This window comes from Saezia sanguinis (assembly GCF_003991585.1).
Lineage (GTDB): Bacteria > Pseudomonadota > Gammaproteobacteria > Burkholderiales > Burkholderiaceae_C > Saezia > Saezia sanguinis.
This window is the reverse complement of sequence record NZ_PQSP01000001.1, coordinates 280,605-307,558: the sequence shown is the minus strand read 5'-3', so window position 1 is coordinate 307,558 and position 26,954 is coordinate 280,605. Positions and strand designations below refer to the sequence as shown.

General features: G+C 50.8%; 27 protein-coding genes, 2 tRNA genes and 1 pseudogene. 6 read left to right on the top strand and 24 right to left on the bottom strand.

The window, feature by feature from the left end; translation table 11 throughout:
- Positions 1 to 8: 8 nt before the first annotated feature.
- Together pal and tolB are read right to left on the bottom strand one after the other, a co-directional pair.
- The gene (pal, locus tag CUZ56_RS01425) at positions 9 to 512 is read right to left on the bottom strand and encodes a peptidoglycan-associated lipoprotein Pal (RefSeq protein ID WP_126977516.1); all 504 of its coding nucleotides are present in this window, start codon (positions 510 to 512) and stop codon (positions 9 to 11) included.
- 115 nt (positions 513 to 627) lie between these two features.
- Positions 628 to 1,905, bottom strand: a complete 1,278-nt coding sequence (tolB, locus tag CUZ56_RS01420; RefSeq protein ID WP_126977514.1) for a Tol-Pal system beta propeller repeat protein TolB — start codon at positions 1,903 to 1,905, stop codon at positions 628 to 630.
- Between the two features lie 521 nt (positions 1,906 to 2,426).
- Between tolB and CUZ56_RS01415 the strand changes: the two genes are divergently transcribed.
- Both CUZ56_RS01415 and CUZ56_RS01410 read left to right on the top strand, forming a co-directional pair.
- Positions 2,427 to 3,152 carry a retropepsin-like aspartic protease family protein gene (locus CUZ56_RS01415; protein ID WP_162615216.1) on the top strand — a complete coding sequence of 242 codons (726 nt, stop codon included), beginning with the start codon at positions 2,427 to 2,429 and terminating at the stop codon, positions 3,150 to 3,152.
- Positions 3,153 to 3,238: 86 nt separating this feature from the next.
- A complete protein-coding gene (locus CUZ56_RS01410) occupies positions 3,239 to 3,961 on the top strand; it encodes a retropepsin-like aspartic protease family protein (RefSeq protein WP_162615215.1) in 723 nt (240 codons plus the stop codon).
- Between the two features lie 2 nt (positions 3,962 to 3,963).
- Here CUZ56_RS01410 and CUZ56_RS01405 read toward each other — a convergent pair whose 3' ends face one another.
- Positions 3,964 to 4,779 carry a hypothetical protein gene (locus CUZ56_RS01405; RefSeq protein ID WP_126977508.1) on the bottom strand — a complete coding sequence of 272 codons (816 nt, stop codon included), beginning with the start codon at positions 4,777 to 4,779 and terminating at the stop codon, positions 3,964 to 3,966.
- 121 nt (positions 4,780 to 4,900) lie between these two features.
- Between CUZ56_RS01405 and CUZ56_RS01400 the strand changes: the two genes are divergently transcribed.
- Positions 4,901 to 5,632 (top strand): helix-turn-helix domain-containing protein, encoded by a 732-nt coding sequence (locus CUZ56_RS01400; protein ID WP_126977506.1) that lies wholly within the window; start codon positions 4,901 to 4,903, stop codon positions 5,630 to 5,632.
- Between the two features lie 50 nt (positions 5,633 to 5,682).
- Here CUZ56_RS01400 and ntrC read toward each other — a convergent pair whose 3' ends face one another.
- The 9 genes from ntrC to CUZ56_RS01355 form a co-directional block, all read right to left on the bottom strand.
- A complete protein-coding gene (gene ntrC, locus CUZ56_RS01395; protein ID WP_126977504.1) occupies positions 5,683 to 7,251 on the bottom strand; it encodes a nitrogen regulation protein NR(I) in 1,569 nt (522 codons plus the stop codon).
- A 103-nt stretch (positions 7,252 to 7,354) separates the two neighbouring features.
- Positions 7,355 to 8,410 (bottom strand): nitrogen regulation protein NR(II), encoded by a 1,056-nt coding sequence (glnL, locus tag CUZ56_RS01390; protein ID WP_126977502.1) that lies wholly within the window; start codon positions 8,408 to 8,410, stop codon positions 7,355 to 7,357.
- A 63-nt stretch (positions 8,411 to 8,473) separates the two neighbouring features.
- Positions 8,474 to 9,031, bottom strand: coding sequence for a hypothetical protein (locus tag CUZ56_RS01385; protein ID WP_126977500.1), 558 nt, complete (start codon positions 9,029 to 9,031; stop codon positions 8,474 to 8,476).
- A gap of 146 nt (positions 9,032 to 9,177) precedes the next feature.
- The gene (locus CUZ56_RS01380; RefSeq protein WP_126977498.1) at positions 9,178 to 9,660 is read right to left on the bottom strand and encodes a hypothetical protein; all 483 of its coding nucleotides are present in this window, start codon (positions 9,658 to 9,660) and stop codon (positions 9,178 to 9,180) included.
- 167 nt (positions 9,661 to 9,827) lie between these two features.
- The gene (gene glnA / locus CUZ56_RS01375) at positions 9,828 to 11,243 is read right to left on the bottom strand and encodes a type I glutamate--ammonia ligase (protein ID WP_126977496.1); all 1,416 of its coding nucleotides are present in this window, start codon (positions 11,241 to 11,243) and stop codon (positions 9,828 to 9,830) included.
- A 196-nt stretch (positions 11,244 to 11,439) separates the two neighbouring features.
- Complete coding sequence (locus CUZ56_RS01370; RefSeq protein ID WP_126977494.1) at positions 11,440 to 12,288, bottom strand: competence/damage-inducible protein A; 849 nt, start codon at positions 12,286 to 12,288, stop codon at positions 11,440 to 11,442.
- Between the two features lie 194 nt (positions 12,289 to 12,482).
- The gene (locus CUZ56_RS01365) at positions 12,483 to 12,839 is read right to left on the bottom strand and encodes a carboxymuconolactone decarboxylase family protein (RefSeq protein ID WP_126977492.1); all 357 of its coding nucleotides are present in this window, start codon (positions 12,837 to 12,839) and stop codon (positions 12,483 to 12,485) included.
- Positions 12,840 to 12,886: 47 nt separating this feature from the next.
- Entirely contained in the window at positions 12,887 to 13,081 is a 195-nt protein-coding gene (locus CUZ56_RS01360; protein ID WP_126977490.1) for a YgaP family membrane protein, read from the bottom strand.
- Between the two features lie 100 nt (positions 13,082 to 13,181).
- On the bottom strand, positions 13,182 to 13,469 hold the full coding sequence (locus CUZ56_RS01355) for an ArsR/SmtB family transcription factor (RefSeq protein ID WP_239442013.1): 288 nt from the start codon (positions 13,467 to 13,469) through the stop codon (positions 13,182 to 13,184).
- Positions 13,470 to 13,798: 329 nt separating this feature from the next.
- Between CUZ56_RS01355 and cml the strand changes: the two are divergent.
- Positions 13,799 to 15,055, top strand: a pseudogene (cml, locus tag CUZ56_RS01350) (CmlA/FloR family chloramphenicol efflux MFS transporter); the annotation flags it as partial.
- 214 nt (positions 15,056 to 15,269) lie between these two features.
- Here the strand turns inward: cml and CUZ56_RS01345 are convergent.
- The 4 genes from CUZ56_RS01345 to CUZ56_RS01330 are packed head-to-tail and all read right to left on the bottom strand — an operon-like array spanning position 15,270 to position 20,024.
- On the bottom strand, positions 15,270 to 16,442 hold the full coding sequence (locus tag CUZ56_RS01345) for a BMP family ABC transporter substrate-binding protein (RefSeq protein ID WP_126977484.1): 1,173 nt from the start codon (positions 16,440 to 16,442) through the stop codon (positions 15,270 to 15,272).
- A gap of 34 nt (positions 16,443 to 16,476) precedes the next feature.
- Positions 16,477 to 17,394 carry an ABC transporter permease gene (locus CUZ56_RS01340; RefSeq protein WP_126977482.1) on the bottom strand — a complete coding sequence of 306 codons (918 nt, stop codon included), beginning with the start codon at positions 17,392 to 17,394 and terminating at the stop codon, positions 16,477 to 16,479.
- Positions 17,387 to 18,493, bottom strand: a complete 1,107-nt coding sequence (locus CUZ56_RS01335) for an ABC transporter permease (RefSeq protein ID WP_126977480.1) — start codon at positions 18,491 to 18,493, stop codon at positions 17,387 to 17,389. The genes CUZ56_RS01340 and CUZ56_RS01335 overlap by 8 nt, the downstream gene beginning before the upstream one ends.
- Positions 18,480 to 20,024, bottom strand: a complete 1,545-nt coding sequence (locus CUZ56_RS01330) for an ABC transporter ATP-binding protein (RefSeq protein WP_126977478.1) — start codon at positions 20,022 to 20,024, stop codon at positions 18,480 to 18,482. The genes CUZ56_RS01335 and CUZ56_RS01330 overlap by 14 nt, the downstream gene beginning before the upstream one ends.
- Before the next feature lie 362 nt (positions 20,025 to 20,386).
- Here CUZ56_RS01330 and CUZ56_RS01325 point away from each other — a divergent pair, with 362 nt between their 5' ends.
- A complete protein-coding gene (locus CUZ56_RS01325; protein WP_126977476.1) occupies positions 20,387 to 21,130 on the top strand; it encodes a hypothetical protein in 744 nt (247 codons plus the stop codon).
- Between the two features lie 119 nt (positions 21,131 to 21,249).
- On the opposite strand, the gene CUZ56_RS01320 is transcribed toward CUZ56_RS01325, so the two are convergent.
- Positions 21,250 to 21,326: transfer RNA gene (locus CUZ56_RS01320), tRNA-Asp, on the bottom strand.
- A 50-nt stretch (positions 21,327 to 21,376) separates the two neighbouring features.
- A tRNA-Glu gene (locus tag CUZ56_RS01315) sits at positions 21,377 to 21,452 on the bottom strand.
- A gap of 246 nt (positions 21,453 to 21,698) precedes the next feature.
- Between CUZ56_RS01315 and CUZ56_RS01310 the strand changes: the two genes are divergently transcribed.
- The gene (locus tag CUZ56_RS01310; protein WP_126977474.1) at positions 21,699 to 23,081 is read left to right on the top strand and encodes a tyrosine-type recombinase/integrase; all 1,383 of its coding nucleotides are present in this window, start codon (positions 21,699 to 21,701) and stop codon (positions 23,079 to 23,081) included.
- Position 23,082: 1 nt separating this feature from the next.
- Here the strand turns inward: CUZ56_RS01310 and CUZ56_RS01305 are convergent, their stop codons facing one another.
- The 6 genes from CUZ56_RS01305 to CUZ56_RS01280 all read right to left on the bottom strand — a co-directional run bounded on the left by CUZ56_RS01305 (position 23,083) and on the right by CUZ56_RS01280 (position 26,911).
- Entirely contained in the window at positions 23,083 to 24,744 is a 1,662-nt protein-coding gene (locus tag CUZ56_RS01305; protein ID WP_204250794.1) for a ShlB/FhaC/HecB family hemolysin secretion/activation protein, read from the bottom strand.
- A 306-nt stretch (positions 24,745 to 25,050) separates the two neighbouring features.
- Positions 25,051 to 25,584 (bottom strand): hypothetical protein, encoded by a 534-nt coding sequence (locus tag CUZ56_RS01300; RefSeq protein ID WP_126977472.1) that lies wholly within the window; start codon positions 25,582 to 25,584, stop codon positions 25,051 to 25,053.
- A gap of 291 nt (positions 25,585 to 25,875) precedes the next feature.
- Entirely contained in the window at positions 25,876 to 26,154 is a 279-nt protein-coding gene (locus CUZ56_RS01295) for a hypothetical protein (protein WP_126977470.1), read from the bottom strand.
- A gap of 1 nt (position 26,155) precedes the next feature.
- Positions 26,156 to 26,389, bottom strand: a complete 234-nt coding sequence (locus CUZ56_RS01290) for a hypothetical protein (RefSeq protein WP_126977468.1) — start codon at positions 26,387 to 26,389, stop codon at positions 26,156 to 26,158.
- 19 nt (positions 26,390 to 26,408) lie between these two features.
- The gene (locus CUZ56_RS01285; RefSeq protein WP_126977466.1) at positions 26,409 to 26,636 is read right to left on the bottom strand and encodes a hypothetical protein; all 228 of its coding nucleotides are present in this window, start codon (positions 26,634 to 26,636) and stop codon (positions 26,409 to 26,411) included.
- Positions 26,637 to 26,662: 26 nt separating this feature from the next.
- Positions 26,663 to 26,911, bottom strand: coding sequence for a hypothetical protein (locus tag CUZ56_RS01280; RefSeq protein ID WP_126977464.1), 249 nt, complete (start codon positions 26,909 to 26,911; stop codon positions 26,663 to 26,665).
- Positions 26,912 to 26,954: the final 43 nt, after the last annotated feature.

The following is a 26,954-nucleotide window of genomic DNA, read 5'->3' as shown; positions in this document are numbered from 1 at the left end:
TCTGATGATCAGCGATAGGAGAAGTCAACGCGCCGGTTTTTCGACCATGCTTCTTCACCGGATCCCATCACTGCCGGACGTTCTTTACCATAGCTGACGGCTTCCATCTGCATTTCAGAAACGCCCAGTAACAACAGCGCCTGGCGTACAGCTTCTGCACGCTTTTGGCCCAGTGCCAGATTGTACTCGGTGCTGCCGCGTTCGTCGGTATTACCCTCCAGAACAACTCTGGCAGCCGGATTGGCACGCAGGTACTGCGCATTGGCAGTAATCACAGAGCGGTAACCATCCTGCACCACATAGCTGTCATAATCAAAATAAACAACGCGCGACACTTCTGAACTGGGGCCAGCATGTGAGCCGACACTGCCCGTATCGATCGTGGTCACCCCTGAATTGCCCGAACTGCCGTTGATGCCGTCATCCGAATACTGATTCAGATCAACACCGCCACCACACCCGACCAAAGCCACCGCAGTGGCAATTGCAGAAAACCATAGTTTTTTGGACATTTTGAAACTCCTGAAAATAAAAATTAAATATAGATATATCTCTACTCACACAACGTCCGGATACAGGCAACAAACACCCCATATCCGGATTGAAACTCCCAACAAAATCAAACACTCAGCGCAGATAAGGTCCCCAGACCGGTTCCTTCACATTGGCATTGTTACTGGACAAACGGGTCTTCACCCGGCCATCCAGTGTGGTTGTCATCAGCGCATCCCTGCCACCAATGCGGGTGGCATACATGATCATCAGCGAATTAGGCGCAAAACTCGGGTTGGAGTCTCCCGCTGTATCGGTCAAATTCTGGGTCGCACCGGTCTGCAGGTTCATCAACTGCAGACGAAAACCGCCACTTTCACGGCTGATGTAAGCCAGCCACTTCCCATCCGGGCTCAAAGCCGGGTCCACGCTGTAACTGGTCTTGAATGTCACGCGCTCTGCACTGCCTCCGGCTGCCGGCATGCGGTAAATCTGCGGGCTACCGCCACGGTCGCTGACAAAATAAATATATTTACCATCCGGAGAAAACTTGGGCTGTGTATCAATTCCATAAGAATTGGTCAGCCGCTTGGGCGTACCTCCGCCACTGCTCAGCAGATAAATCTGCGACAGGCCGGACAAAGTCAACACAGCCGCCAGTTGCCCGCCCTGAGGTGACCAGGCCGGTGCGCTGTTGGAACCTTTGAAATTGGCAACTGCCTGACGCTGGCCTGTAGACAGGTTGTGAACATAAATCACCGGTTTTTGCAGTTCAAATGACACATACGCCAACTGCGTGCCATCAGGCGACCAGGCAGGAGAAATAATCGCCTCATTGCTGTTCAACGCCACTTTGGCACGTTCCCCGTCCGAATCGGCAATCAGCAGGCTGTAGCGCGAACCACTCTGGGTAACATAAGCAATCCGGGAAGCAAAAGCGCCCTTGTGCCCGGTCAGTTTTTCAAAAATCAGGTCTGCAATATGGTGAGCCGCCAAACGCAGATCGGCACCTGCCACAGTGTATACCTGATAAGCCAGTTCACGGCCCGTGGCAATATCCCACAAGCGCACCCGAATTTCGTAGCGCCCATCAGCCAACTGGCTGACACTGCCCCCCACCAAGGCATCCGCACCCAGTTGCTTCCATTCAGAATAATTGACCTGGGTGTTTTCGTCCATGGTCACATCCACAGACATCATGTGAAACATGCCGGAGCGCTTCAGATCGGAACGGACAACCGCTGAAACAGCAACATCCAGCAACTGCTCGCCTCTGAAGGGAACAATCATCACAGGAATTTCAGTCAGCCCCACCCCTGTTACATCCACATTCAGTTGAGCTTGTGTAGGCCAGGATGCCAGCACCCCAGTTGTGGCCGCAGCAGACCAGGCAAAAAATTGACGGCGATACACGACTTTTATTCCTCCATAGCCAGAAAACCATTTATGAACGACCAGATACCAGCAATGACCCTGGCCGCAGCAATTTGTTCAATCTTAACGGTTTTTTCAGCAATACCCCAAGTACATCATCTTGCTTAACAACAACAGCAGGATACGGTGAATCCACCCGATTTCACTCAACACATCATTGACAGGGCTGATTTTAAAGGGAATACACTTTTTTCGCTGTTTGCTTTATATAACACAAGCTGTTGCCCCACATATCTCAACTAAAATCTAGCATCTGGAGTTCAATTTGTTTATCTGCCGAAAAATATCCAACCACTGATTTTTTAAAAGCCGATGAATAACATATACATGCGATGATTTTTCGCCCCTGATTACATTAAAATAAGAACTGAACATCTAATGGCAATTCTGCCCGGCTTTTCGTCAACCGCCATTCATCATTCAGCAACTCATTTGACTTTATGACGAACCAGACTGCCTTACAAAAAAAATATGTCAGTCCAATTGCGCATTATCACCATATGCTCAAAACCATGGTACTGACAGCCTCTTTCGTCATGATCGGGTCAATCCCTCTGATACCTACACACAGCAACGCACAAACCACTGACCAGCCGCCCCGCACCACACTGGCCGCTTCAATTGCCCTGGCAGGCTCTTTGGGTGGAAAAGCGCTGGTGGTGATCAACAATGCAGCGCCCCGGACCATGGCTGTCGGCCAGGAATACCAGGGAATCAAACTTTTATCCCTACAGGGCGAGCGCGCCACCTTTTTGGTCCCCACCTCAGATCAGGGCGCCCGGCAGGTCACATTGCGCATTGGCCAAACACCCATTCATCTGGCATCGTCGCAAGGCCGCGCAACCCCTGTGGTTCAGGAAATTATCCTACCTGCGGGCCGAGGCGGACATTATTTCACAACCGGCTATATCAATGACAGACAATTTAATTTCATGGTGGACACCGGCGCTTCCTATATTTCGATGGGATATGCAGACGCCGAACGGCTGGGGATTGACTATAAAAGCGGGCGCCCTGTTCAAATGAGCACAGCCAATGGCGTCATCAGCGCTTACAACGTACAGTTACGCTCAGTCATCATCCAGGGGGTGGAAATTTTGGATGTCACAGCAAATGTCAGTGAAGGATATGTCGACAAACCTTACCTTCTGTTAGGCAACTCGTTTCTGAACCATTTTGACATACAACGCACGCGTGAACGCTTGATTTTGCGCCGGCGCTTGTGACTCAAGTGTTCAAATGACATTTATTAGGCTCATCTATAATGAAACATCACAACATATATTTCAGTTTGATCTGCCTTCATCATCGTATGCTCAAAATCACACTGCTATCAGCCTCTTTGGTGCTCATCAGCGCTATACTCTTGGCACCGCCAAACGGCTACGCACAAAGCGCAAACCAGGCACGCGCTGCTGCACAGTCAGGCCCGTCAATTGCACTGGCAGGCTCATTGGGTGGAAAAGCGCTGGTGGTAATCAACAATGAAGCGCCCCGCACCATGGCTGTCGGGCAGGAATACCAGGGCATCAAGCTTCTGTCCATGCAGGGCAACCAGGCTACTTTTCAGGTACCCACGGCTGACAACGGTACACGGCGGCTGACCTTGCGCATTGGGCAGACCCCCATTCACCTGGAATCCTCTTCAGGAGGCAGCATCCCTACAGTACAGGAAATTGTGCTCACCGCCGGTCGGGGCGGACATTACTACACAACAGGCTACATCAACAGCAAACAGACCAACTTCATGCTGGACACCGGCGCAACCAGTATTGCCATGGGCAGTGACGAAGCCAACCGGCTAGGCATCAGCCTGGAAGGCGGCAGACCCGTTGCCATGAGCACCGCCAATGGCATGGTGCGTGGCTATCAGGTCCGGCTCAATTCGGTGCGTATTCAGGATGTTGAGGTCTTTGACGTTGAAGCCACCATATCGGAAGTCCCCATGCCCTATATTCTGCTGGGGAACTCCTTTCTCAACCGCTTTGACATGAACCGCACACATGACCGCCTGGTTCTCCGTCGCCGTTATTAAGATCAAGACAAGCCCGCTGATGCTTTGCATACGGCCTTCATCCGGCAAAACATCGCAATTACCGGCCAGGCCGCCATTGCTGCTGCAACGTGCTTGAGACTGTGCCCCGAAACCAGCTCACCGCTCCAGGCATAAACCTGCGCGTCTCCAAGCTCCAGTAATTTGGCTACGGCATACCACACAATCACGGCAACCAAAGGCATACGCTTCTGCCCATCAACAGGTGCCAGACATGCCAGTGTCAGGACGATCAGCATACCGCCTCCCTGCAAAACGCTCCATGGCAGCAGGTTGCCGGTTGTCTGCCAGTTCCATAAACACATGGGCGCTGCAATCAAAACAGTATAAGCCGTCACCTGGGCTGCGCGCTCGCTGACGCGGTTACATACCGCCATACCTAAAATGCCAGCAAAAGCAACCGACATCCCCATGCGATCCAACCACAAAGAATGATTTTCCGCATGCAGATGATAAGCGGAAGAACATACACTGGTTATGATCAGGCCGTAAAAAAACAGACTGCTCATATTCTTGAATACAGAGGCTTCATACCCCAGCACAGACCGCCGCAATACCACCACCAAACCGATCAACCCCATCAAAGCAAATGGCACGTTAGACAAAACATCCAGCGCACATGGAATACCTAACATGGTCCGCTGATCGGCAAATGCATGATAATGCTCATATTGCGTGATATGCGGGCCTGCAACAGCAAGCACACACAAAACACCGGCAAGCAGCAGTAGACCCCACTCTCTGGCCGTAAAATTCAGAGAAGATGCAACTGGCTGATGGGAAACTGATTTGGTATTCATGGTAAAAATGCGTCAAATAAAATGAAGAATGACGCCAGTTTTATCCTATAGGATTAATTGAGTATTCCTTTTTCTCCAAAATAGCAGAAAATGCTACTTTTAGTATCAGTAGATAATACCCATGAGTACCACACACGAACTGATCACGGCACTGAAACAGGAACTCAAATCCGCTCAGGTCACCTATGCGCAACTGGCCCAGATGCTCGGAATGGCAGAGTCCAGCGTCAAACGCATGTTCAGCAAAGGTGACATGACCCTATCGCGCATTGATGACATCTGCAAGGTTTTGCAGGTTGATTTCGCCGATCTGGCCCGGCGCATTGCCGAAGCCCAGCCGGAACTCTCCCAGTTGACGCCGGAGCAGGAAAAAGCAGTGGTCTCAGACAAAAAACTGCTGGTAGCAGCCATTTGCGTTTTAAGCCAATGGACATTTGAGCAGATCGTGTCACGCTACCGGATTTCCGAACCCGAATGCGTCAAATACTTCGCCCAACTGGACCGCCTTGGCATCATTGAACTCAGGCCGCAAAACCGCTACCGGCTCAAATTGGGCAAAACATTTCGCTGGCAGCCTAACGGCCCGGTGATGAACTTCTTCCGCGACCATGCCCTGCTGGACTATTTTTCAGGCAACTTCGCCCGGGAAGACGAACTGATCACACTCGTATTTGGCAGCATCAGCCCGACAGCGGCCCCGACCCTGCTGGAAAGGTTGCGGAAAGTGGCACGAGACTTTGCCCAGCAGCATCAGGCCGATCATAAACTGCCGGAGCGGGACCGCAAGGGTTACACCATTGTCATGGCTATGCGCGGTTGGGAAGTTGAAGCACTGAAAAACCTCAACCGCTGATCATCCCCATAATTCAAACGGCACTGACCGCTTGGGCGCTGGCAGCACATTCAGTCATCCAGATGTAAATCCTGGATTTTGCGTGTGATGGTATTGCGGCCAATCCCCAGTTTTTGTGCAGCTTCAATCCGCCGGCCACGCGTCACGTGGAGCGCAGAATTAATCAGACAGGTCTCAACACGCTTGGTTAATTCATCCCACACATTGGGCGTTCCGGCTGCCAGCATTTTCAAAATCTCTGCCTCCAACAAGGATTCCCACATTGCACCATTTTGGTGCAAATCAGGCCGTAACATGTGATGATCATGCCCCGGCTTTTCCCTGCCAGGTGGGGCCAAGCCGGTAACCGGTTCAGACGCATGATTTTCATCCACATGCGAAATATGCGAAAACCCCGCTTTGCCATTGACAATGGAAGAAGAAGACACAGGCGCTGCCTCGCCCAAAACCTCCTGCAACACCTCAGCAGGCAGATCCCCCACCTGAATCACCTGCGCAGGCGCCATGACGGTCAGCCAATGACAGATATTCTCCAACTGACGGACGTTACCCGGATAGGAAAAACGGGATAACACCTGCAGCGCATCATCCGATATTTTTTTAACCTCTCCGCCCAGTTGCTTCACACTGTTCTTTAGAAAATGTTTGGCCAGCAGCGGAATATCTTCACGCCGTTCACTCAGGCTGGGCAGACGCAGACGGATCACGTTCAGACGATGAAACAAATCCTCCCGGAACAATCCCTGTTTAACCCGGTCCTCCAGATTCTGGTGCGTTGCCGCAATGACACGCACATTGGCCTTGATGGCAATATGACCACCCACACGGTAAAAATTACCATCAGACAGCACACGCAATAAACGGGTCTGCAAATCAAATGGCATATCCCCGATTTCGTCCAGAAACAAAGTACCGCCCTCCGCCTGCTCAAAGCGCCCCCGATGCAGATTTTGCGCGCCGGTAAACGCGCCCCGCTCATGTCCGAACAACTCACTTTCGAGCAAATCCTTTGGGATGGCCGCGGTGTTAATGGCGATAAAAGGCCCGTTCGCTCTTGGGCTGTGCTTATGCAGCGCCTGTGCCACCAGTTCCTTGCCAGCCCCCGACTCCCCGGTAATCAGCACCGTGACATGGCTTTGACTCAAGCGGCCAATGGCACGAAACACATCCTGCATGGCTGGCGCCTGCCCGATGATTTCCGTTCCCGGCTCGGCGTTGCTCTCACCGTCCTTGGCCGCGGTTTCCTGATTTTCATTCATGGCCCGGCGGATCAGCTCAACCACGGTCATCAGGTCAAACGGCTTGGAAAGATACTCAAACGCGCCGCCCTGAAAAGCGGCAACCGCGCTGTCCAGGTCAGAATATGCCGTCATGATAATGACCGGAATTTCAGGATAGCGTTTTTTAATCGTCGATAGCAGATCAATCCCCGATCCGCCCGGCATCCGGATATCGCTCACCAGCACCTGGGGAATCTCAGACGCTGCTGCGGCTTCCAGCGCCTGCAACGCATCCCGGATATTGACAAAGCTGCGGGTAGGAAAATTCTCCCGCGCCAGCGCCTTCTCCAGCACAAAGCGGATTGATTGGTCGTCGTCAACTATCCAGATTGGTTTCATGGCGTATCTCACATGCCCTGAAAGCCTGCCCCTGTTGCTGATGATAACAGGATGCCGGTCACAATCTACGGCAACTCTGCAGCTTCAAAGCACAAACTCTATTTCAGGTTGATAACGGAATATAAATCGTAAAGTCAGTCTGTCCAGGAACGCTATGACATTCAATAAAGCCTTGGTGCTGCTGAATAAATGTCTGCGCCAGTGTCAATCCTAAACCAGATCCGCCATCCCTACCGGAAACAAGTGGATAGAAGATCCGATCGCGAATATCATCTGGAATGCCTGGACCGTTATCAATGATATGCAATTCTAATGCCAGCTTGTGGCGACGCTTGTCATAAGTCACCTGGCGCGCCACACGGGTACGGAATTCCATGACCGCATCGCCTGCCTCTATTTTCTCAGACAATGCCTGTGCCGCGTTGTGAGCAATATTCAGCACCGCCTGAATCAACTGCGACTTATCAGCCTGCAATTCAGGAATCGAAATGTCATAATCGCGCACAATTTTCAGCCCGTTCGGAAACTCAGCCAGAATCAGCGCACAAACCCGCTCGCAAACCTCATGAACATTCACCGCCTCCAGCACCTGGGCTTTACGATGCGGCTCCAGCAAGCGGTCAACCAGTGCCTGCAAACGGTCGGCCTCGTGAATAATCACCCGCGTATACTCGATCAGTTCACGCGAATTCATCTCCATTTGCAGCAACTGGGCTGCACCACGAATGCCACCAAGCGGGTTTTTAATTTCATGCGCCAGATTGCGGATCAGCTCCTTGTTGACCTGTGACTGCTCCAGTAGCCTGGCCTCACGCTCCAAACGAGTCTGCTGCTCAATAGCCAGCATCTCCACAACCAGCTCGTTTTCATGCCCCGAATGTCCGATGATCACCTGAACCGGAAGGTTTGACTGCCCCAAAGGCCGTTTCAACTCATCCTCAAACTGGCTGCTGCTGACCTTGTTTTGTGCCACTGCCTGCAACACCTGCTGCAAAGTCGTATCGTGCAGCAAATCAGTCACGTTAAGCTGCGGCATGACACGGGCAGAAAGCCCATAGGCATCTTCAAATGCGGCATTGACATGCAGCACGTTGCCATCCGGTTGAATGACCATCACCATCGTTGCCAGCAAATCGAAACAGTCGTAAGGTGGTGGCATAGTGCTGCGAAAATCGCGGCTGCCAAACCATCTGCATTTTGCAGCCGCGTCAATTGATTTAAATTATCTCAGGCGATTCAGCTCATTTTGAATGGCATTGATATCTGCCACCTTGCTCTCAATCTCTCTGCTCAAACGCTCCACCCTGTTCTGGTATTGCGTATCATCCTGCGCCTCGCTGAGCAAACGTTCTGGCTTGCCATCGTTATATTCACGCTGCAGCATCGCCAGCTCATTTTGTTTGTTACTCAACTCCAGTTCCAGCAGCCGGCGAGCATCACCGTCACGGCTTTGCTGCTCACCCGGCGTCACCAGCCTGGGTGCCGGAGTTGTTGACGTGCCATTTGATGAATCCACCCGCAATGCACCACCAGAAGAAGTTCCGGTAGAGCCGCCCCCGGTGGACGGCCTGCTGGCGCCGCTGCTGCTACCACTACCACCCCGATTGATGATGGTAATCTTGCTATCGTCCAACTGGGTGCAGCCGCCAATCTTGCGCGCCTCCTCGGAACTGTTGGTGTAATAGTTTCCGGGGCAGCGCCAAGCCCTGCTTTGCGCCCAACTGACAGAACCGGCTTGAATAGCAAGGCAAATAACGCCCAAAATAAAAACTTTTTTCATGTCGGAAAAGATGTTATGTCAACAATAGGCTTTCATTGTAAGCTGATTCATCAAAACCACAGGGATAAATCGGTGCCAAAATATGCACAATTCCCGCATTCTCGTTGCTGTGCCCAATGGCGCTTTTTGTAAAAGCGCCGCCTCAATCAGAGCGTGGACAACTGCTCCTGAATCTGCTGCATTTCCTGCTGTTTTTGGGTGATCTCATTCTTTAAACGCTCGACCCGGTTCAGATAAAGCTGATAATTGCGGAATTCTGGCCCCATACGCTGAGGCTCACCATTGTTATACTCCGCCTGCAGCTTATCCAGCTCCTGCCTTTTCTGCTCCAGTTGCGCTTCCAGCGCTGCGCGCATCTGGCTCTTCAGTGCATCTTCTTGACCTGCATTCTGCTGGCGTTCCGCATCCGCATCAGCATTGGAACCCCCATTCTGGGTCTGGGAAGGCTCCGGTCCGGGAATCACCGTCACCGTATCGCTGTTCAGCGGCTTGCAGTCCCCGATTTTTTGGGCTTCCGTTGAATCGTTGGTATAGACATTGCCCGGGCAGCGCCAAGTTTGCTGGGCCCAGCTATGTGAAGCCATCATCAAGGCACTGGATAACACCAGGTAACAGAAAATCTTACGCATAACTGATCACCCCATTTCAGAGACAATATCAATGTTTCATTCTAATACGATATGCCGTTTCGTGGTGTTTTATCCCGTGCCCGCCTTGTGCCATATATAAAAAAAGCAGCCCCTGAAGGGCTGCTTTGGTGCTGCATTTCATCAGCAGCATGAACGCTTGTTCATGATCACAGCGAGTAATACATGTCAAACTCGACCGGATGCGTTGCCATGCGCATGCGTGTAACTTCACCCATCTTGAGCTCAATGAAAGCATCCAGCATGGTATCTGTAAACACACCACCCTTGGTCAGGAACGCACGGTCCTTGTCCAGATAGCCTAAGGCTTCGTCCAGGCTGTGGCACACTGTCGGGATCTTTGCATCCTCTTCCGGCGGCAAGTGGTACAAATCTTTGGTCGCAGCCTCTCCAGGATGGATCTTGTTCTCGATGCCATCCAGACCGGCCATCAGCAACGCAGAGAATGCCAGATAGGGGTTAGCCATCGGATCCGGGAAGCGGACCTCTACACGACGGCCTTTTTCGCTGGCCACATAAGGAATACGGATCGCCGCTGAACGGTTACGTGCGCTGTAAGCCAGTTTAACCGGGGCCTCAAACCCAGGCACCAGACGCTTGTACGAATTGGTGGTCGGGTTGGTAATGGCGTTCAGTGCACGTGCATGCTTGATCACACCGCCAATGTAGTACAACGCGGTATCAGACAAGCCTGCATAGCCATTGCCGGCAAACAGATTCTTGCCGTCTTTCCAGATCGACTGGTGCACATGCATGCCCGAGCCGTTATCGCCAACCAGAGGCTTAGGCATGAACGTCGCTGTTTTGCCATAGGCAGCAGCCACATTGAAAGTCACATACTTCTGCAAAATGGTCCAGTCAGCACGTTCAACCAGGGTGGAGAACTTGGTGCCGTGTTCATTCTGCCCAGCACCAGCCACTTCATGGTGGAACACCTCAACCGGAATACCCAAAGACTCCAGAATCAGCGAGATTTCAGCACGCAAATCCTGCGTGGTATCCACTGGCGCAACCGGGAAATACCCGCCCTTCACTGTTGGGCGATGCCCTTTGTTGCCACCGTCAAACTGTGCACCGGTATTCCAGGGCGCTTCATACTCTTCAATCTTGAAGAAGGCACCAGACATGTCCGCACCCCAGCGCACATTGTCAAAAATGAAGTATTCAGGTTCCGGTCCGAAAAATGCCGTATCGCCAAAACCGGATGCTTTCAGATAAGCCTCTGCACGCCGTGCCAATGAACGCGGGTCACGGTCATAAGCCTTGCCATCACCCGGCTCGTGCACATCACACGACATGAACAACGTGGTTTCTTCGTAAAAAGGATCAATATTGGCCGTATTGGGGTCGGGCATCAGCAGCATGTCTGATGCTTCAATGCCTTTCCAGCCCGCAATGGACGAACCGTCAAAAGCATGGCCCGATACGAACTTATCCTCGTCAAAGTGCGAAATCGGCACGCTGACGTGCTGCTCCTTGCCCCGTGTATCCGCAAAGCGAAAGTCTACAAATTTAACCTCATTTTCTTTGATGAGCTTCATCACGTCTGCGACTGTCTTGGCCATTTCAACCTCTCCTTGACTGGAAAAATAAAATATTGCGTGTCCATCACGCTATCAATACCTTTAAGCAAAGCAGAAACCATGCCACCATGGCATTATCCCTTTTGTCGGTAATGTCACACAGGGCATTCAGGCCAAAGCATAACGAAAGACATTTGCTTGCAGCACATTTTCGCACCATATTGGTGCAATATTGATTTTACGCACCTGTATTGTGCTTTTGAACCAATTCAGGGCCTAAACGCACAGGTAAGGCTTTCAATTCAGACAACATCGTCATAAAAGCCTGGTTCACCAGTTCCGGTGCACCTTTGACGCCCAGCTCAATGTGCGCACCATGCACCGGATGGTTGACACTGGGCAGGCTGAATATCTTGATACCGGGAAATACTTTTTCCAGATGCACCATCAGTGGCGTCAGCGTAGCCTCGCCCATACCGTAGACAATGATGGAACGTTCCGCATGCGCTATGGGCTGCAGTTGGCCTGCATAATAATGGTCCAGCACCCATTCAATCATCGGCCAGGCCATGACAGGGAACCCCGGCATGAAATGCACATCGTGTACGTTGAAACCGGGAATCTTGTTATAAGGGTTGGGAATAATGCTTGCCCCTTCAGGAAACACCCCCATGTTCAGCCGCTGCAATGTATCAGGCGCACTTTCATCGAATGCATAACCCCGCTCCTGTGCCATTTCACGCGCACGCTCCAGAATCAAAGGCTTGGCATCCGGATGCAGGTGCAGCGGCACACCCAGCGCCTGTGCTGCGCATTGGCGGGTATGGTCATCCGGCGTCGCCCCGATACCGCCGCAACTGAACACAATATCGCCACTCTCAAAAGCCCATTGAAGCTCTTCGATGATACGCTGTGGCTCATCCCCGACACAATGCATCCAGCTTAGCTGAAGCCCCCTTTCGGCCAATAACTCAATCACTTTCGGAAAATGCTTGTCAGCGCGCCGCCCTGAAAGCAGCTCATCGCCAATGAGGATTAAACCGAAGTTTTTAACCGCCTGCGACGCAGGTGCAAGATCAGTGCTCATGAAATATCCACTTTAAAGTCAGCCAACCAAATCATTGTATATCACCTGAAAACGCAAAAGGCCCACTTCCGCATTATCAAGCTGCAGTGTGGGCCCGCCGGCTTCTTGAAAGCTCTGCTATCCGCAAGTTTCAGGCACAACGGCATGCTGAAACGCAACGCCATGCTGGTGAAGCCACAGTCAAAAATCAACCGTTATTTAGCCTGCTGCAAGGCAGAAAACTCCTTGAACGCCGCCAGCGCATTGCTCGCATACATCAGGGACGGCCCTCCGCCCATGTACACTGCCATTGCCAGCGTTTCCTGAACCTCTTCCATCGTGGCGCCCAGCTTCACCAGTGCCTTGCTGTGAAAGCCCAGACAACCATCGCAGCGCGCACCCACCCCTAAGGCCAGGGCAATCAGCTCCTTGGTTTTCGCATCCAGTGCGCCATCGGCTGTCGCGGCCTGTGCCAGCGCGCCAAACCCTTTCATGACATCAGGCTGGCCCTTGCGAAAAGCTTCCAGATTTTTATTGATATCCCGTGTCAGATTCTGAAAATAATTATCCATGTTAATTCCTTGCTTATTGAACCACTGCTTTCAATATTCAAAACGCCTCAGCCTCTTCGGCCTTTACAGGTACTGAACCGGAAAGGCATATAAAAAGGACACCAGCCAATGCTGCCCGTCACAATCGGCACAACCCCAATCCAGCCCCACCAGCCGATAACGCCAGTCAGCGTCAACACAACCAGCAGCACCCCTAAAACAATACGCCAGATGCGATCAATTCCGCACACATTCTTACTCATAAATCATCCTTTTATTTAAACTGATAGGTTGATAGGTGCCTCAACACCTTTTTTCAAACCACATAACAACACAGGTTCATCGAATATTTTTCTGTCTGCATCATTCTGTCTTGGCACAGAAAATTTCCCACAAGGTCTGCATCACACGCAATGCATGACCTTCGGCAATGCTGTAATACATGAACTTCCCTTTACGCTCCGTCTGCACCAGCCCTTCTTTACGCAATATGCCCAACTGTTGCGATAACGTAGGCTGCCGGATTCCCAACAGCGCTTCCAGCTCGCCCACATGGTAAGTGCCGGCAACCAACTGGCAAAGCAGCATCAGCCGGTCTTCATTGGCCAGCGTTTTCAGCAAGGCACACGCCTCTTGTGCGTGGGCACGCATTTCTTTAGACACGTCAGTGCGGGTAGTACTGTCGGATAAAGCGGATAAATTTGTTTCAGCTTTTGACATCAACACTCCATCAAAATACATTATATTCATTTATATTATATATAAAAATATAATTATGTCAAAGGCTAAAATTTGCATACCGCTTCACATCAAAAGCGGTTACGATACAAATTCATTCGCAAAATAACCTGAACATGAGCACAGCCAAAAAAGCAGACAAATAAGCCGCATCAACCACGTTTTTCGGTTGTTGCGGCGTTTTCAAAACTCACCTGCCCTATGAGAGCGCCGCCAGATCCTTGATTTAAGGAAATGGTTTTATGTGCTCAAAAGAAAATTCCTGGCAGTATTCTCTTGCTGCCACTCTGTTATTGTTATCCCCGTTTGATTTGCTGGCATCGCTGGGCATGGACATGTACCTGCCCGTGGTGCCGCTCATGACCGATGCACTTGGTGCCAGTACCGGTACGATTCAGCTCACCCTGACGCTATACCTGATCCTGCTGGGAGCCGGTCAGCTTTTATTCGGCCCTTTGTCAGACCGGTTAGGCCGCCGCCCGGTGTTATTGGGTGGTGCAGTCTGCTACGCAGTCGCATCATTCGGTCTGGCGACAACTTCGTCTCCATCGGTGTTTCTGAGCTTGCGGGTTATCCAGGCCTGTGGTGCCTCAGCATGCCTCGTTGCCACTTTCGCGACTGTGCGCGATATCTATTCAGGTCGTGACGAAAGCAACATCATCTATGGCTTGCTGGCCTCCATGCTGGCGATAGTGCCCGCGGCAGGCCCGCTGTTAGGAACGCTGGTTGACAGTTGGCTAGGCTGGCGCGCTATATTTGGTACGCTGGGAGCCGCAATGCTCACCATTGTGATCATCGCCTGGCGGCTTTGGCCAGAAACCCGGCGACAACAGGTCGCCGAGCTGCAATGGACACAACTGCTGCTTCCTGTGAAAAATCTGAACTTCTGCTTATACACGCTCTGCTACAGCGCAGGGATGGGCAGTTTTTTTGTTTTTTTCTCTACCGCGCCATGGCTCATGATGAAGCGGCAAGGTGTGTCTCAACTGAATTTCAGTTTGCTATTTGCAACCGTCGCCATAGCAATGATGGCAACGTCACGATTTGCGGGGAAGATAACTTCTCACTGGGGAAATCTGAATACCTTGCGAGCGGGAATGTACGGCCTGATCGCCGGGGCATTACTGCTGGCGCTTGGAGAGGTGCTCGCTCCTGAGTCCACATTTGGCTTCATCGCCCCCATGTGGGTGATCGGCGCCGGTATAGCCACTGCCGTCTCAGTTGCCCCCAACGGTGCACTCCGGGGTTTTGATCATATCGCCGGAACCGTTACCGCGGTCTATTTCTGTTTGGGCGGTCTGGTGCTGGGTGGGGTGGGAACGCTTGCCATCATACTTCTGCCAGGCTCTACTGCCTGGCCGATTATCACTTACAGTTTCATCCTCGCAATACTGGTGCTTTGCCTGCCCTGTTTCTGTCACCACAAACATCAACCCGACAGCAAAGGACATGACACCTTCGCCTCACAAGAAACCGACCGCTCACAATCGAACCATGGCCAGGCCAAAGGCAGGACACATTCAATGGCATATGATGCAACTGAAAAGGAAGATGCTGCCCCTTAGTCCTTTTGCATGGGCAAAAGGGGCTTCATGCATCTGTAACATCCTGTGAAAAAAGCATGGCATCAGAGAAACCTGCTCTCTTCGTCCATGCTTCAATTCAGTTGGGTACAGATACTTGTCCGCCACCTGTACCCTGCATCATCAGAAATCAACTGGCTGAAGGTACCTTACCTTCCACACCCTGCACCAAAAAGTCGACCTTGCTGTTCCACTCATCGTCGGCAATCTGCCCGGCCGGCAAACGCTCTGTTCCGGTGTTGTCAACAATCGGACCTTTGAACACGCTATAGGAACCGTCTTTCAAGCCGCCTTGCACCTGTTGCAGACGTTGCCTGGCTTCTTCACCCACCTTGTCAGATACACTGACAAACTGCACCAGGCCTTCTTTAGCACCCCAGCGGAAACTGCCGCTCTGCCAGGTGTTGTTCAGCACGTCATTGACTGATTTTTCATAATACACACCCCAGTTCAATGCACAGGATCCCAGATGCGCTTCCGGTGCGTAACTGGTCATGTCGCTATCCCAGCCAAAACCAAAGCGCCCGGCCTTGGCAGCAGCCTGCAGAACTGCGGACGAATCGGTATTTTGCAGCAGAATATCTGCACCGCCATTGAACAGCGCATTGGCTGCTTCACCTTCCTTGGACGGATCGTACCAGCTGTTCACCCACACCACCTTGACCTGAATTTCCGGATCCACACTGCGTGCCCCCAGTGTGAATGCATTGATGTTACGCAGCACTTCAGGAATCGGGAAGGTGCCGACAAACCCCAGCACCTTGGTTTTGGTCATGTAAGCCGCCACCACACCGGCCTGGTACGCTGTCTCATACAAGCGATGGTCATATACACGCATATTGGCCGACGTTTTATAACCGGTGCAATGTTCAAAATAAACCTCAGGGTGATCCGCCGCCACCCGCACCATCGGCTCCATATAACCGAATGACGTTGCATAAATCAACTTGCATTTCTGGTCTACCAGGTCACGGATCACACGTTCTGCATCCGGGCCTTCCGGCACGCTTTCAACATACGTTGTGCTGATCTTGTCGCCAAACACATCCACAATATGCTTGCGCCCCAGATCGTGCGAATACGTCCAGCCACCGTCACCCACCGGGCCAATATACACAAAGCCGACCTTCAGCGGTTCATTACCAGGAGCCGGAGTCGGCTGCGGATTTGAAGCCGGTGCGGCGCCAGAGCCGGATGCAGCCGGCTTGTCAGAATCTCCACACCCCACCAGCATACCGGCAGCACCGGCCACGGCTGAAAATGTGGCCAGCTTGATGAACGTACGTTTTTTCATATCGGTCATGACTATTGACTCCATTCAGATTAAAAAATGAGAATTACCCTCCAGGGTAAAACGGTTTGCCTAAAGACGCAGGCATGTTGACACGAATCCATTCGGGCCGGCGGGAAATCAGTACCAGAACCACAATGGTCGCCAGGTACGGCAACATGCTCATGAATTGGCTGGGAATCTGCACCCCTTTGGTCTGCAGGTACAACTGCAACATGGTCACGCCGCCAAACAGATAGGCGCCCATCAGAATACGCGTTGGCCGCCAGGTGGCAAAAGACGTCAGTGCCAATGCAATCCAGCCCTTGCCGGCAATCATGCCTTCATTCCATAAAGAAGCATAAATAATCGAAATATAAGCCCCGGCCAGCCCGCACAGCGCACCGCCGGCCACAACGGCCAGCGTGCGGATGGTACGCACTGGATAACCCAGTGCATGCGCCGACTCCGGCGACTCACCCACTGCACGCAAAATCAGTCCGGTACGGGTACGGTAAAACAGCCAGCCGATCGCCAACGTCAGCAACACCGTCAGGTAAACCATCGGATGCAGCTTAAAAAGCGGCCCGACCACCGGCGCATCCGCCAGCCAGGGCACGGCAGATGACATCACCACATCCAGCTTCTCTTTGACAAACCCGGTGCCCACAAAAGCCGAAAAACCGGTACCAAACAAAGCCACCGCCAAACCCGTTGCGTATTGGTTGGTCATCAGGAAAATCACCAGAACGGCAAAAAACGCCGTTAGCACAGCGCCCGCCAGCGCGCCGGCTGCCAGTCCGGCCCAGGCATTGCCGCTCCAGAATGCGCCGGCAAACCCGGCCACAGCCCCAACCAGCATAATGCCCTCGGCCCCCAGGTTCAGCACCCCGACCTTTTCATTGATCAGCAGCCCCAGCCCGGCAATTGCCAGTGGCGTACCTGCAGCCAGCATGGAGGCCAGCAATAAAACCAGCTCAGCCATGGGCAGCCTCCACCCGGGCGGCTTTTGCAGCGTGCCTCCCCCAGCGCAACCGGTAAAGAATAAACGTATCGCACGCCAGCAACGAAAACAACAACACCCCCTGTAACACCTGAGCAAAAGAAGCCGGTACGCCAATACGCGTTTGCGCCAGTTGGCCGCCAATCAACATGACCGACAACAGGAAGCTTCCCAACACACAGCCTATCGGATGCAAGCGCGCCACAAACGCCACAATGATGGCCGTAAAGCCATAGCCTACCGCCACGTGCGCCGTAAGTTGTCCAGTCGGGCCAAGCACTTCAAAAGAGCCCGCCATACCTGCCAGCGCACCCGAAACCAGCAGAGAACACCACAGGCTGAAACGCGCCGAAAAACCGGCATAACGCGCAGCGTCCGGTGCCAGTCCGCCCACCTGTAATTGATAGCCTTTGAAGGTACGGAACATGAAAACCCACATCAGCAGCGCAATCAGCAACGACACCACAAAACCCCAGTGCAAACGCATACCAGGAATCAGGCGCGGTACAGCCGTTTCTCTGGCAAACATCATCGTCTGCGGAAAATTAAACCCCTGCGGGTCCTTCCATGGGCCAAACACCAGATAGCTCAAAAACAGATTGGCCACATACACCAGCATCAGGCTGACCAGAATCTCATTGGCATTGAATTTATCTTTAAGCAACGCCACAATCGCCGCCCAGAACATGCCGCCCAACGCGCCGGCCACCATCCCCAGCGGCAAAAACAGCCAGGGATGCACGCTGACCTGGTTACTGGTGAACCACAACGCCAACCCGCCACCGGCAATCGCCCCCCAGAGGAACTGCCCCTCAGCACCAATATTAAAAATATTGGCACGGAAACACAACGCCAGCCCCAGCGAGCACAAAATCAGCGGCGTGGCTTTCAGCGCCAACTCTGTCAGCGCACGCTGGCCTTTAAAAGGCTCCAGCAGAAACACCTCCAGCCCGCGCCCGACATCCTTGCCCATCAGCATGAACAGCAGCGCCACAATAGCAAACGTGATGGCAATGGCCAGCACCGGAGAGCACCAGACCATCCAGCGTGAAGGCTTGTCGCGGGCTTCAAGGCGCAGCATGATCATTCTCCTGCACCGCCTCCCCGTGACCGGGCCACAGGCCGCTCATCCAGACGCCGACCTGCTCCACGCTGGCTTGCTCAGTCGGCAAACTCGGAGAAAGCCGGCCACCGGCCATTACATACAGACGGTCACAAATTTCAAACAGCTCATCCAGCTCCTCAGACACCACCAGCACGGCACAACCCGCATCACGCAGCGCCAGCAGCGCACCGCGGATCTGTGCCGAGGCACCCACATCCACGCCCCAGGTTGGTTGCGACACAATCAACACCCCGGGTTGCGCACTGATTTCACGCCCCATGATGTACTTTTGCAGGTTGCCACCCGAAAGGCTTTTAGCCAAGGCCGCAGGACCGCCTGCTTTGACATTAAAGTCAGCAATCACCTGCGCCGCCTGCTGCCTGAGCTGGCTTTTGTGAATCAGCCCCGTTTTTCTGGCAACAGCCTCTGTACGCGTCAGCAACAAATTCTGCGCCAGTGTATGCATGGGAACAGCACCACGCCCCAACCGCTCTTCCGGCACAAAATGCAGCCCCAGTGCACGCCGCTTACGGGCCGAAAACCGGGAAATATTCACCTCATCCAGACAGATAGCGCCCCCCTGATCAGCAGAGGTTCGGATATCCTCCCCCGAAAGCAGCCTGAGCAGTTCCTGTTGCCCGTTGCCCGATACACCGGCAATGCCGACAATCTCCCCGCTGTGCACATCCAGTTGAATATCGCGTAAAGCAGTGCCAAACTGGTCTGGCGCCGATGCCGACAAAGAACGCACCTTCAGGCGAATATCTCCGGCCTGATGCCGGTGCCGTTCCAGACGCGGCGGCTCATCGCCAATCATCATTTTGCTCAATGACGCATTGGTCTCCTGACGTGGGTCGACCTGCCCGGTCACCTTGCCGGCACGCATCACGGTACAGGCCGTACACAATTCACGAATTTCATGCAGTTTATGGCTGATATACAGAATGGAACAACCTTCCTCGGAAAGCTGTCTCAGCGTACCAAACAGGCTTTGGACTGCCTGCGGCGTCAGTACCGATGTAGGTTCATCCAGAATCAACAACCTGGGGTTTGTCAGCAGCGCACGCACAATCTCCACCCGCTGCCGCTCTCCCACGGAAAGCGTGTGCACAGGGCGCAAGGGGTCAATCTGCAAACCATAATTTTGAGATACAGCATGGATACGCTCAATCACCTGCGGCAGGCGCATTTTCTTATCCAGCCCCAGCCAGACATTTTCCGCCGTGGTCAGCGTATCAAACAGCGAAAAATGCTGAAACACCATGCTGATGCCCAGTGTCCGGGCCTGCGCCGGTGAGGTAACCGTTACCGGCTGCTCATTCCAGAACATTTCACCGGAATCAGGCTGCACCACGCCATAGATAATTTTCATCAGCGTTGACTTGCCCGCACCATTTTCGCCCAGAATGGCATGAATTTCACCAGGCGCAACTCTCAGGCAAACATCATCATTGGCTTTAACCGCCGGATACTGTTTGCTGATATGAATAAGCTCAAGCCGCGACATACAAGATGAATTCTGGTCTTAAAAAAATCATCCCCTTTTACAGGCGATGAAATCACAGCCTCTTATTGTGACAGCGTTCACAAAAACAGATGCTGAACTGACGTAAATCACCTGTGTTTTGTTCAGAGACCAGCCAGACATTGGACAGAAATACCACAGGTATGCCATCAGACATGACAAAGCAGAGCTATATCCCTGCACAGCCACACTCTTGGATTGCCCTTTGTACAACCCTCAGCCCCGTTTTCTGGTCCGAACTTAATTTGATGGCAGGTCATTGCTGGCAGATAAGCAAGCCAAAATCTTATTTGCTTAAAACAAATGATGTAGCATGTAAGCTCAGCAGTTGAATAACCTTCACCATGAACCCTGATTTTGTTGCCTTGATGGCTAAAAACGACCAGACATATTATCCCTTGCGGTTTATGTCCAGTGAATTCTTTCTGACGTATTGGAAAGCGTTTATCCCAATGGACTGGGAGCAAAAAGAAACCGATAGCATACAAAATGCGGCAAGGCAAAGCGTTGACTATGCCATGTACGGAGAAACCATATACTGGCTCATCAGCTTCGATGAAGCTACCGCATTAAAGTCATGGCAACTGTTTCAAAGCAGACTCCGTGACCTGTCAAGCGACATATGGAAAACAGTTCAGGCATTGTGCAGGCAAATTGCCTCTCCTAAGGAGGAACAATACAACGCCAACCATGTCATTGAATTAATGACCCGTCTGAGGTTTGACAGTACATACCGCAACACCCTTGCCTACCCGGCGCAGGATGCATTGCTGCTGGATGCTGCTTACGAGTATGACAGCCAAGACTGGACCAACGACCTTCTGAGCATTAAAGAAGGCTTTCTTGCATCACAAGAGCCATGGGATCAAAAACTGCGCAGCCAAACACCTGACTTGCCTGAATCCATCTGGCTGATATTTTCTGAAGCTTACAATGCCAGAACCAATTTACCCACGATTCAACGCAATCTGAAGCTGTTGCTGAAAAATCAAGCCGATTACTGGCTTTTTATATCCAGACTGCACGCCGTATTTGAAAAAACTGCGCCACAAAACACAGGCATCCAATTTCCAATGCTGTTATTGTGACAATAGCCCTGCCAATTTGACGCAGATGAGAGATCCGTCTATTTCATCGAAACGCATCAATGCAGTTTCCAAACAGAACAAAGCCCCAAACAATAAATAGAATTGCTTGGGGCTATAACTGGCGGAGCGGACGGGGCTCGAACCCGCGACCCTCGGCGTGACAGGCCGATACTCTAACCAACTGAGCTACCGCTCCAGTTACCCTGTATGCCATGCTGCATCAGCAGCCTTGCCACCATCATATGGTGGCGTCCCCACGGGGAGTCGAACCCCGGTTATCGCCGTGAAAGGGCGGTGTCCTAGGCCTCTAGACGATGGGGACCTAGAAAAAGCCCTGTTTAAAATAAAACAGGCCTTTTAACAAACTTGGTGGAGGTAAGCGGGATCGAACCGCTGACCTCTTGCATGCCATGCATGTTTTTAGTATGTTTCAGTATTCATCTGTACGCATTATATCCCATAATATATCAATAGGTTACATTATTTTTTCACATACTCACATGTACCATAGTATACTCACATTAACATCATTTTAGGGTTTATTTAGGGTTTAAAAAAGGAGGAACACTTGGCAACCGTTACCGCGAAAACTATCGAAAATGCCAAACCGAAAGCCAAACAGTACAAACTTCAAGCGGACGCTGGTTTAATCCTGTGGGTATATCCTACAGGCCTTAAGCGCTGGGCTTCGCGTTTTACAATTAATGGCGAACAAAGACAGGCAACTTTACCCCGCCCGTATGGGATCACCGGCGACGGCGATATGTCGTTAGCTGAGGCTCGTCTTGAAAACGAGCGCATCCAGAAACTTGCAAAAAGCGGCATCGACTTCAGGGAGGCCGATTTAACACAAAAACAGGAAGCCGCTACCCAAGAGGCTATCAATAACAAAATATTTAAAAACATGTTCGATGAGTGGATCGAGAATGGTGTTTCCAGAAAAGACGACAATGCAGAACTTAAAAGAACATTTGAAAAAGATGTCCTGCCAGCTATTGGCAAAAAACGAGTGAAAGACGTTACTGAAACAGATCTACGAAACCTTCTCAAAAAAATTATTAAAGAACGCAACGCCAATAGGATGGCTGTTGTGATTTATAAAGATATCGTCCAGCTTTTTAAGTGGGCGGAAGACCGGCAACCTTGGAGAAAATTACTGGCTGAAGGCAATCCTTCAAAACTCATAAACATTAAGTATATCATATCACCGGATTATGGCAACATATATGGTGAACGACTCAGATATCTATCTGATGATGAACTGCGTGAGTTACGAGATAAATTTGCTGCTATTGAAAATGAATACCTAAACGCTCCCTTCAAAGAAAAGTGTGTCTTACCCTCCCCCATATCAAAAGAAGGTGAATTGGCTGTATGGATTTGCCTGTCTACACTGTGTCGTATCGGCGAACTTTTGATGGCCGAATGGAAACATGTCAATTTCAATACCGGAGAATGGTTAATCCCCAAACAGAATGTGAAATCCACCAGAGGACAGAAACAGGATCATCTGGTTTTTCTCTCCCCGTTTGCATTGAAGCAATTTAAAGCGCTCTATATGCTGACGGGAAAATCACAGTGGTGTTTCCCGAACGATAATCAGACAAATCACCTTTATGTCAAATCGGTCACAAAATCAATTAAAGACCGACAGGTCATGTTCTCGGAACGAAAAAGTGAGGGGCGTAAGAGCAATAATTCTCTGGTACTTTCCGATGGTGTTAACGGCAAATGGACTCCGCATGATATGCGCCGTACAGGTGCAACCAACATGCAAAAGCTGAAAATAGAAGCCCACGTTATTGACCGTTGCCAGAACCATGTGACGGACAGCGGCAACAAAATCAGAAAAGTCTATCAGCTTTATGACTTCGCGGATGAAAAGAAAGAGGCGTGGGAAAAATGGGGAGCACGTTTGGAGGAAATATTATGCTCTCCTGACTCAAGATAGTTCAGAAAGAAAGGTTGAGATTAAACCCCGAAGTGAACTTGGATGTTTCAAACCCATCGGGCTTATGCAGCGGTGTGCCCACAAACGCGTCATAACTCACGTGCCCGTACCCACCTCTGAGACCAATGACTGCACCGGCCAGGTTTTGCCCGACCTGATAACGGGTGGCCTGCCCGCCGACATAACCATAGTCCAATCCGACATAAAGTTCCTGCCCGGTTTCTCCGATGATCCAGCCCACATCATGGCGCATGAGCCAGCCTCTGTCTCCCATCAGGTTGTTTCTGCCGTCAAAGCCCCGTACCGTGTAGCGCCCGCCAATGGCAAACTGGTCTTGCGGAATCAGCGGGGTGTCGTTCCGTTGCACTCGCAAGGTGCCGTAGTATCTGAAATACTGGTTGCCGATCTGCCAGGGCACATTCAATGTGGCATTGAGGTTCACGATTTTCATGCGCGATGTGCCTTCACCATACTGTTCTTCCAGCGTCGGTAGGGATTTGTCTGCTCCCGTTCCTCTTTTGTAGGAGAGTGTGGCATTGAAAATGGCATTACCAATGAATTGTCTGTAGTCTGCCCCAATTTCCCAGCCTGCCGTGCGCCTGCGTTGGACTTCTATTTCGACGTCATCGATGTAGTTGTGTGAACGGCGTGTCCAGCCTTTGATGTAGGCATTCAGTCTTTTGCTTGAGTCGCGGTAAATACGGCGGCTCAAACTGATGTCGGCATTCTGGCTGCTGCCTCGGTAGGTGTAGCTCTGGTTGATGCCGGCAATGTCCTGTTCGTATTTGTAGTAGCTGCCATTAAAGCTTAACAGCCAGTCGCCGTCAAAGGGGATGGAGTAATGCAGCGCATAACCGCGTGAATTGCCGCCCTGGCTGTCTGCCAGATGGTGATTCAGGCTGACATAAAATAAATCGTTCATGGTCAGCCAGTTATCGTAAGAAAGTGTCAGTGCGCCCTGGTAGCGCCCGGTATCGCGGCTACCTCCATCGTCCACTGACAAATTCAAACGGAACGGGAATTTCTGCTGCCAGTACAGTACCAGGTCACTTTCGCCGGCCTGTGCACCCGGTTCAATCTGTATATCGGCGTCTGCCGTGGGCACACGCTTGAATACTTCCAGCGCCTGCTCCAGATCACGCAGGTTCAACAGGTCGCCTTCGCACATGGGTAACGCGGCTCGCCAACTGGTACGGGTTTGTGAGCCCTCTCCCCAGCGGATGGATCGAATGCGTCCGGGAACAAGGGTCAAGGTCAGTGTGCCTTCGTTCAGGTCTTGTGGGGCTGCAAATATCCGGGTGGTGATGTAGCCTTTTTCGATGATGGCATTCTGTACCCGGCCCATGACGGTGTTAATGCCTTCTGTGCCCAGGCATCGGCCTGTGGCCGGGTCTTTCCCTTCGGGACCGTCATCTGCGGCACTGAGGGCAAATTGGAATTTTTCTGCAAGCTCACCGGTCAGTTCAATGCGCTCTATGGTAAAACACGGTGATTCCTGCTCCGGTATGCGCGTTTGCGCGGGTAGCGCCTGGGGCAATTCCGGTGTGCGGACATTGGCGGTGCTGTCCATCTGCTCGCGTAATTCGCGTTCCCGTTGTTGCTGGAGCAGGATTTCTTGTGCCGGGTTATTGGGTAGCGGCATCGGCTGCGCATGAGCAGACATCGCGACGCCTGCACTGATCAACAGAAGCGACAATCCTGATTTGTGGTGTTGCATAACGGCTTAAGGGGTAAATAGCCTGCCCATGAGTTCAAGCGATCTGGATTCACGGTAAATGGTGCGCTCTTTGCGTATCACCAAATCTCTATCGGTCAAAGGATAATCATTATGACCCAAAGGCAGTAATCAGTTTTTGAGTCTAGCTTTCTGCTTGTTCATGGCTTATCACTTAATCCAAGCTCGCCGCAGCGAGCCTTGATAGTATCGCCATTGAGATGCCTACGATAAGGCAGAAAAGGATTTCAAACATTATTTACTGCATAACGCATTAATACCACGGACAAGCATAACTGGTTGTCTATTCCCGTTTGTAATTTCAGATACACCTAAAGAGCACCCCTTGCTATTCGTTTCAGCTACAGTTTCATAATCTCTTCCCTCTTTTGGAATAAAACTTCCCCCGACTCCGCAAGTGACACCATTTCCCTCCCAAGAATATGACAAATGAAATGGCCTGTTCGCAGCAATATGAACCTCTCCCCAATAAGTTCTCTCATCATCAATTGGAAGAGGCATTCCCAGAGATCGATTCAGATAGCCATGATTAGGTAAGCCAAACCCACCTGCAACAATTACCCCGTCAGGAAACTCATCCATTGCTGTTCTACCAGGAGGGTCGCAGGGCTTAGGATCTCCAACTATTGCAACCCCATCTGTTACCGCACGCAATCGTGCAGTAGGCCCTTGCACAGGTTCGGTAAAGCTACGCATTTTTGGATGAAATGTTTGGCACCCCGTTAAAACCATACATAAAAAAATACAACCAGCCAAATTATTTTTCATTTGATTCCCATTTAATAATTTTCTCTTCCCGCTCAAAGTACATATTTCAATCACCTAGAGTTATTAATCAACTGTCAAAGAAATTTTTACAATCATGGTCAGAATATATATTCTATTAAAGACTTCACACAGAGAACTTTTGCTGTACTGTTCAGCCTCTTCGTGGGCTTCCCCCCCACAAAACCTTTATGCGACAAGGTACAACGTTGGTTCTGGTAACCTAACCATTTGGACATGTTGTATCTATAAAAAATAGTTAATTAACACTACTTAATTTTTAGCTTTCCTTTCTCATATATCAACTTCTAAATCCTGAAACTCACACGCTGACGTAAAGTTGTTAATTACTCTATTCTGCTCTTCTTCTGACAAGGGGACAGAATCGTTATCCCAACGCTTGAACGAGCTTCTCTCCACAATCACACATGGGCCTCCAGCTCCCGAACCAAATTCAATATCTAAAGTCATTTTTCTACCGTTTTCTCTATACTCAGCAGAAAAGCGCCCTGTAAATTGCAAAATAAAACCCAAATCACTTTCAACAGTTTGTTTGTTAATCCATTTAAACATGTTAATTCCCAAAATATAAACGTGGCTTGAGATAAATCTCATCAATTCCAGTTACTCCAGGATTCATTCTGATAGCAGGTAGTTCTACTTTTTGATAAACGCTTGTTGGGCGAACACTACCAAGCACAGACCGAACTTGCCCACTGGCATTTTCAGCAAATGATTTGGAAGTAAGCTCCCAAATCTGGCCTGCTTGTCTGGGAGTAAATGGAGAGTTTAATTCAAACAATTTCATGCTATATACGTTATGCGATTTATCCCAACCAATGCTGAAACTGTTTGAACATAAATTCAATTGCATCACTTTCTGTTTGAAAAACACCTAGTTCTTTTGGTCTATCACGTTCAACATAATATACTTTCCATAATTGATCTTCATTTACAAGACAAACACATTCACTATTTCTAATGCCATCCAAGGAGTAGCTACTTTGATGCACTCCCAACTCAGAAAGTTTATTTTTTAACTCATCACGTGTCATTTCGATTCTTTTTATAGAAGCTCACATTAACTGTTCAGTATCATAAGGATAAATTTTCTTGCTTCATCAAAACTAGAAAATGTATGCAAATCCTCCATACGGCCTCTTTCAGAATAGAAGACTAACCAAGCTCCATTTCTTTCTATCAAGCATGTTCTTTCATCTAAAACATGCCCTAAAGAATAATGATTATCTGGAACACTGAGAGAGCGAAGCTCTTCACGGAGTTGCAATAGCCTACTTTTGATTTCCTGCTGGTATATATTTTTCATCATGCATCTGTGTTATATTCAAAAATAAATACAACCATTTGAAGAG

Coding starts and splice junctions, on each gene's coding strand:
- ntrC (WP_126977504.1), bottom strand. CDS start 7,251: ATGAAACCAATCTGGATAGTTGACGACGACCAATCAATCCGCTTTGTG.
- CUZ56_RS01385 (WP_126977500.1), bottom strand. CDS start 9,031: ATGAAAAAAGTTTTTATTTTGGGCGTTATTTGCCTTGCTATTCAAGCC.
- CUZ56_RS01280 (WP_126977464.1), bottom strand. CDS start 26,911: ATGATGAAAAATATATACCAGCAGGAAATCAAAAGTAGGCTATTGCAA.
- pal (WP_126977516.1), bottom strand. CDS start 512: ATGTCCAAAAAACTATGGTTTTCTGCAATTGCCACTGCGGTGGCTTTG.
- CUZ56_RS01405 (WP_126977508.1), bottom strand. CDS start 4,779: ATGAATACCAAATCAGTTTCCCATCAGCCAGTTGCATCTTCTCTGAAT.
- CUZ56_RS01285 (WP_126977466.1), bottom strand. CDS start 26,636: ATGACACGTGATGAGTTAAAAAATAAACTTTCTGAGTTGGGAGTGCAT.
- CUZ56_RS01365 (WP_126977492.1), bottom strand. CDS start 12,839: ATGGATAATTATTTTCAGAATCTGACACGGGATATCAATAAAAATCTG.
- CUZ56_RS01290 (WP_126977468.1), bottom strand. CDS start 26,389: ATGAAATTGTTTGAATTAAACTCTCCATTTACTCCCAGACAAGCAGGC.
- CUZ56_RS01330 (WP_126977478.1), bottom strand. CDS start 20,024: ATGTCGCGGCTTGAGCTTATTCATATCAGCAAACAGTATCCGGCGGTT.
- CUZ56_RS01345 (WP_126977484.1), bottom strand. CDS start 16,442: ATGACCGATATGAAAAAACGTACGTTCATCAAGCTGGCCACATTTTCA.
- CUZ56_RS01325 (WP_126977476.1), top strand. CDS start 20,387: ATGAACCCTGATTTTGTTGCCTTGATGGCTAAAAACGACCAGACATAT.
- glnL (WP_126977502.1), bottom strand. CDS start 8,410: ATGCCACCACCTTACGACTGTTTCGATTTGCTGGCAACGATGGTGATG.
- glnA (WP_126977496.1), bottom strand. CDS start 11,243: ATGGCCAAGACAGTCGCAGACGTGATGAAGCTCATCAAAGAAAATGAG.
- CUZ56_RS01355 (WP_239442013.1), bottom strand. CDS start 13,469: ATGCGTGCCCACGCACAAGAGGCGTGTGCCTTGCTGAAAACGCTGGCC.
- CUZ56_RS01360 (WP_126977490.1), bottom strand. CDS start 13,081: ATGAGTAAGAATGTGTGCGGAATTGATCGCATCTGGCGTATTGTTTTA.
- CUZ56_RS01370 (WP_126977494.1), bottom strand. CDS start 12,288: ATGAGCACTGATCTTGCACCTGCGTCGCAGGCGGTTAAAAACTTCGGT.
- CUZ56_RS01415 (WP_162615216.1), top strand. CDS start 2,427: ATGCTCAAAACCATGGTACTGACAGCCTCTTTCGTCATGATCGGGTCA.
- CUZ56_RS01305 (WP_204250794.1), bottom strand. CDS start 24,744: ATGTCTGCTCATGCGCAGCCGATGCCGCTACCCAATAACCCGGCACAA.
- CUZ56_RS01300 (WP_126977472.1), bottom strand. CDS start 25,584: ATGAAAAATAATTTGGCTGGTTGTATTTTTTTATGTATGGTTTTAACG.
- CUZ56_RS01295 (WP_126977470.1), bottom strand. CDS start 26,154: ATGTTTAAATGGATTAACAAACAAACTGTTGAAAGTGATTTGGGTTTT.
- CUZ56_RS01400 (WP_126977506.1), top strand. CDS start 4,901: ATGAGTACCACACACGAACTGATCACGGCACTGAAACAGGAACTCAAA.
- CUZ56_RS01410 (WP_162615215.1), top strand. CDS start 3,239: ATGCTCAAAATCACACTGCTATCAGCCTCTTTGGTGCTCATCAGCGCT.
- CUZ56_RS01335 (WP_126977480.1), bottom strand. CDS start 18,493: ATGCTGCGCCTTGAAGCCCGCGACAAGCCTTCACGCTGGATGGTCTGG.
- CUZ56_RS01340 (WP_126977482.1), bottom strand. CDS start 17,394: ATGGCTGAGCTGGTTTTATTGCTGGCCTCCATGCTGGCTGCAGGTACG.
- CUZ56_RS01380 (WP_126977498.1), bottom strand. CDS start 9,660: ATGCGTAAGATTTTCTGTTACCTGGTGTTATCCAGTGCCTTGATGATG.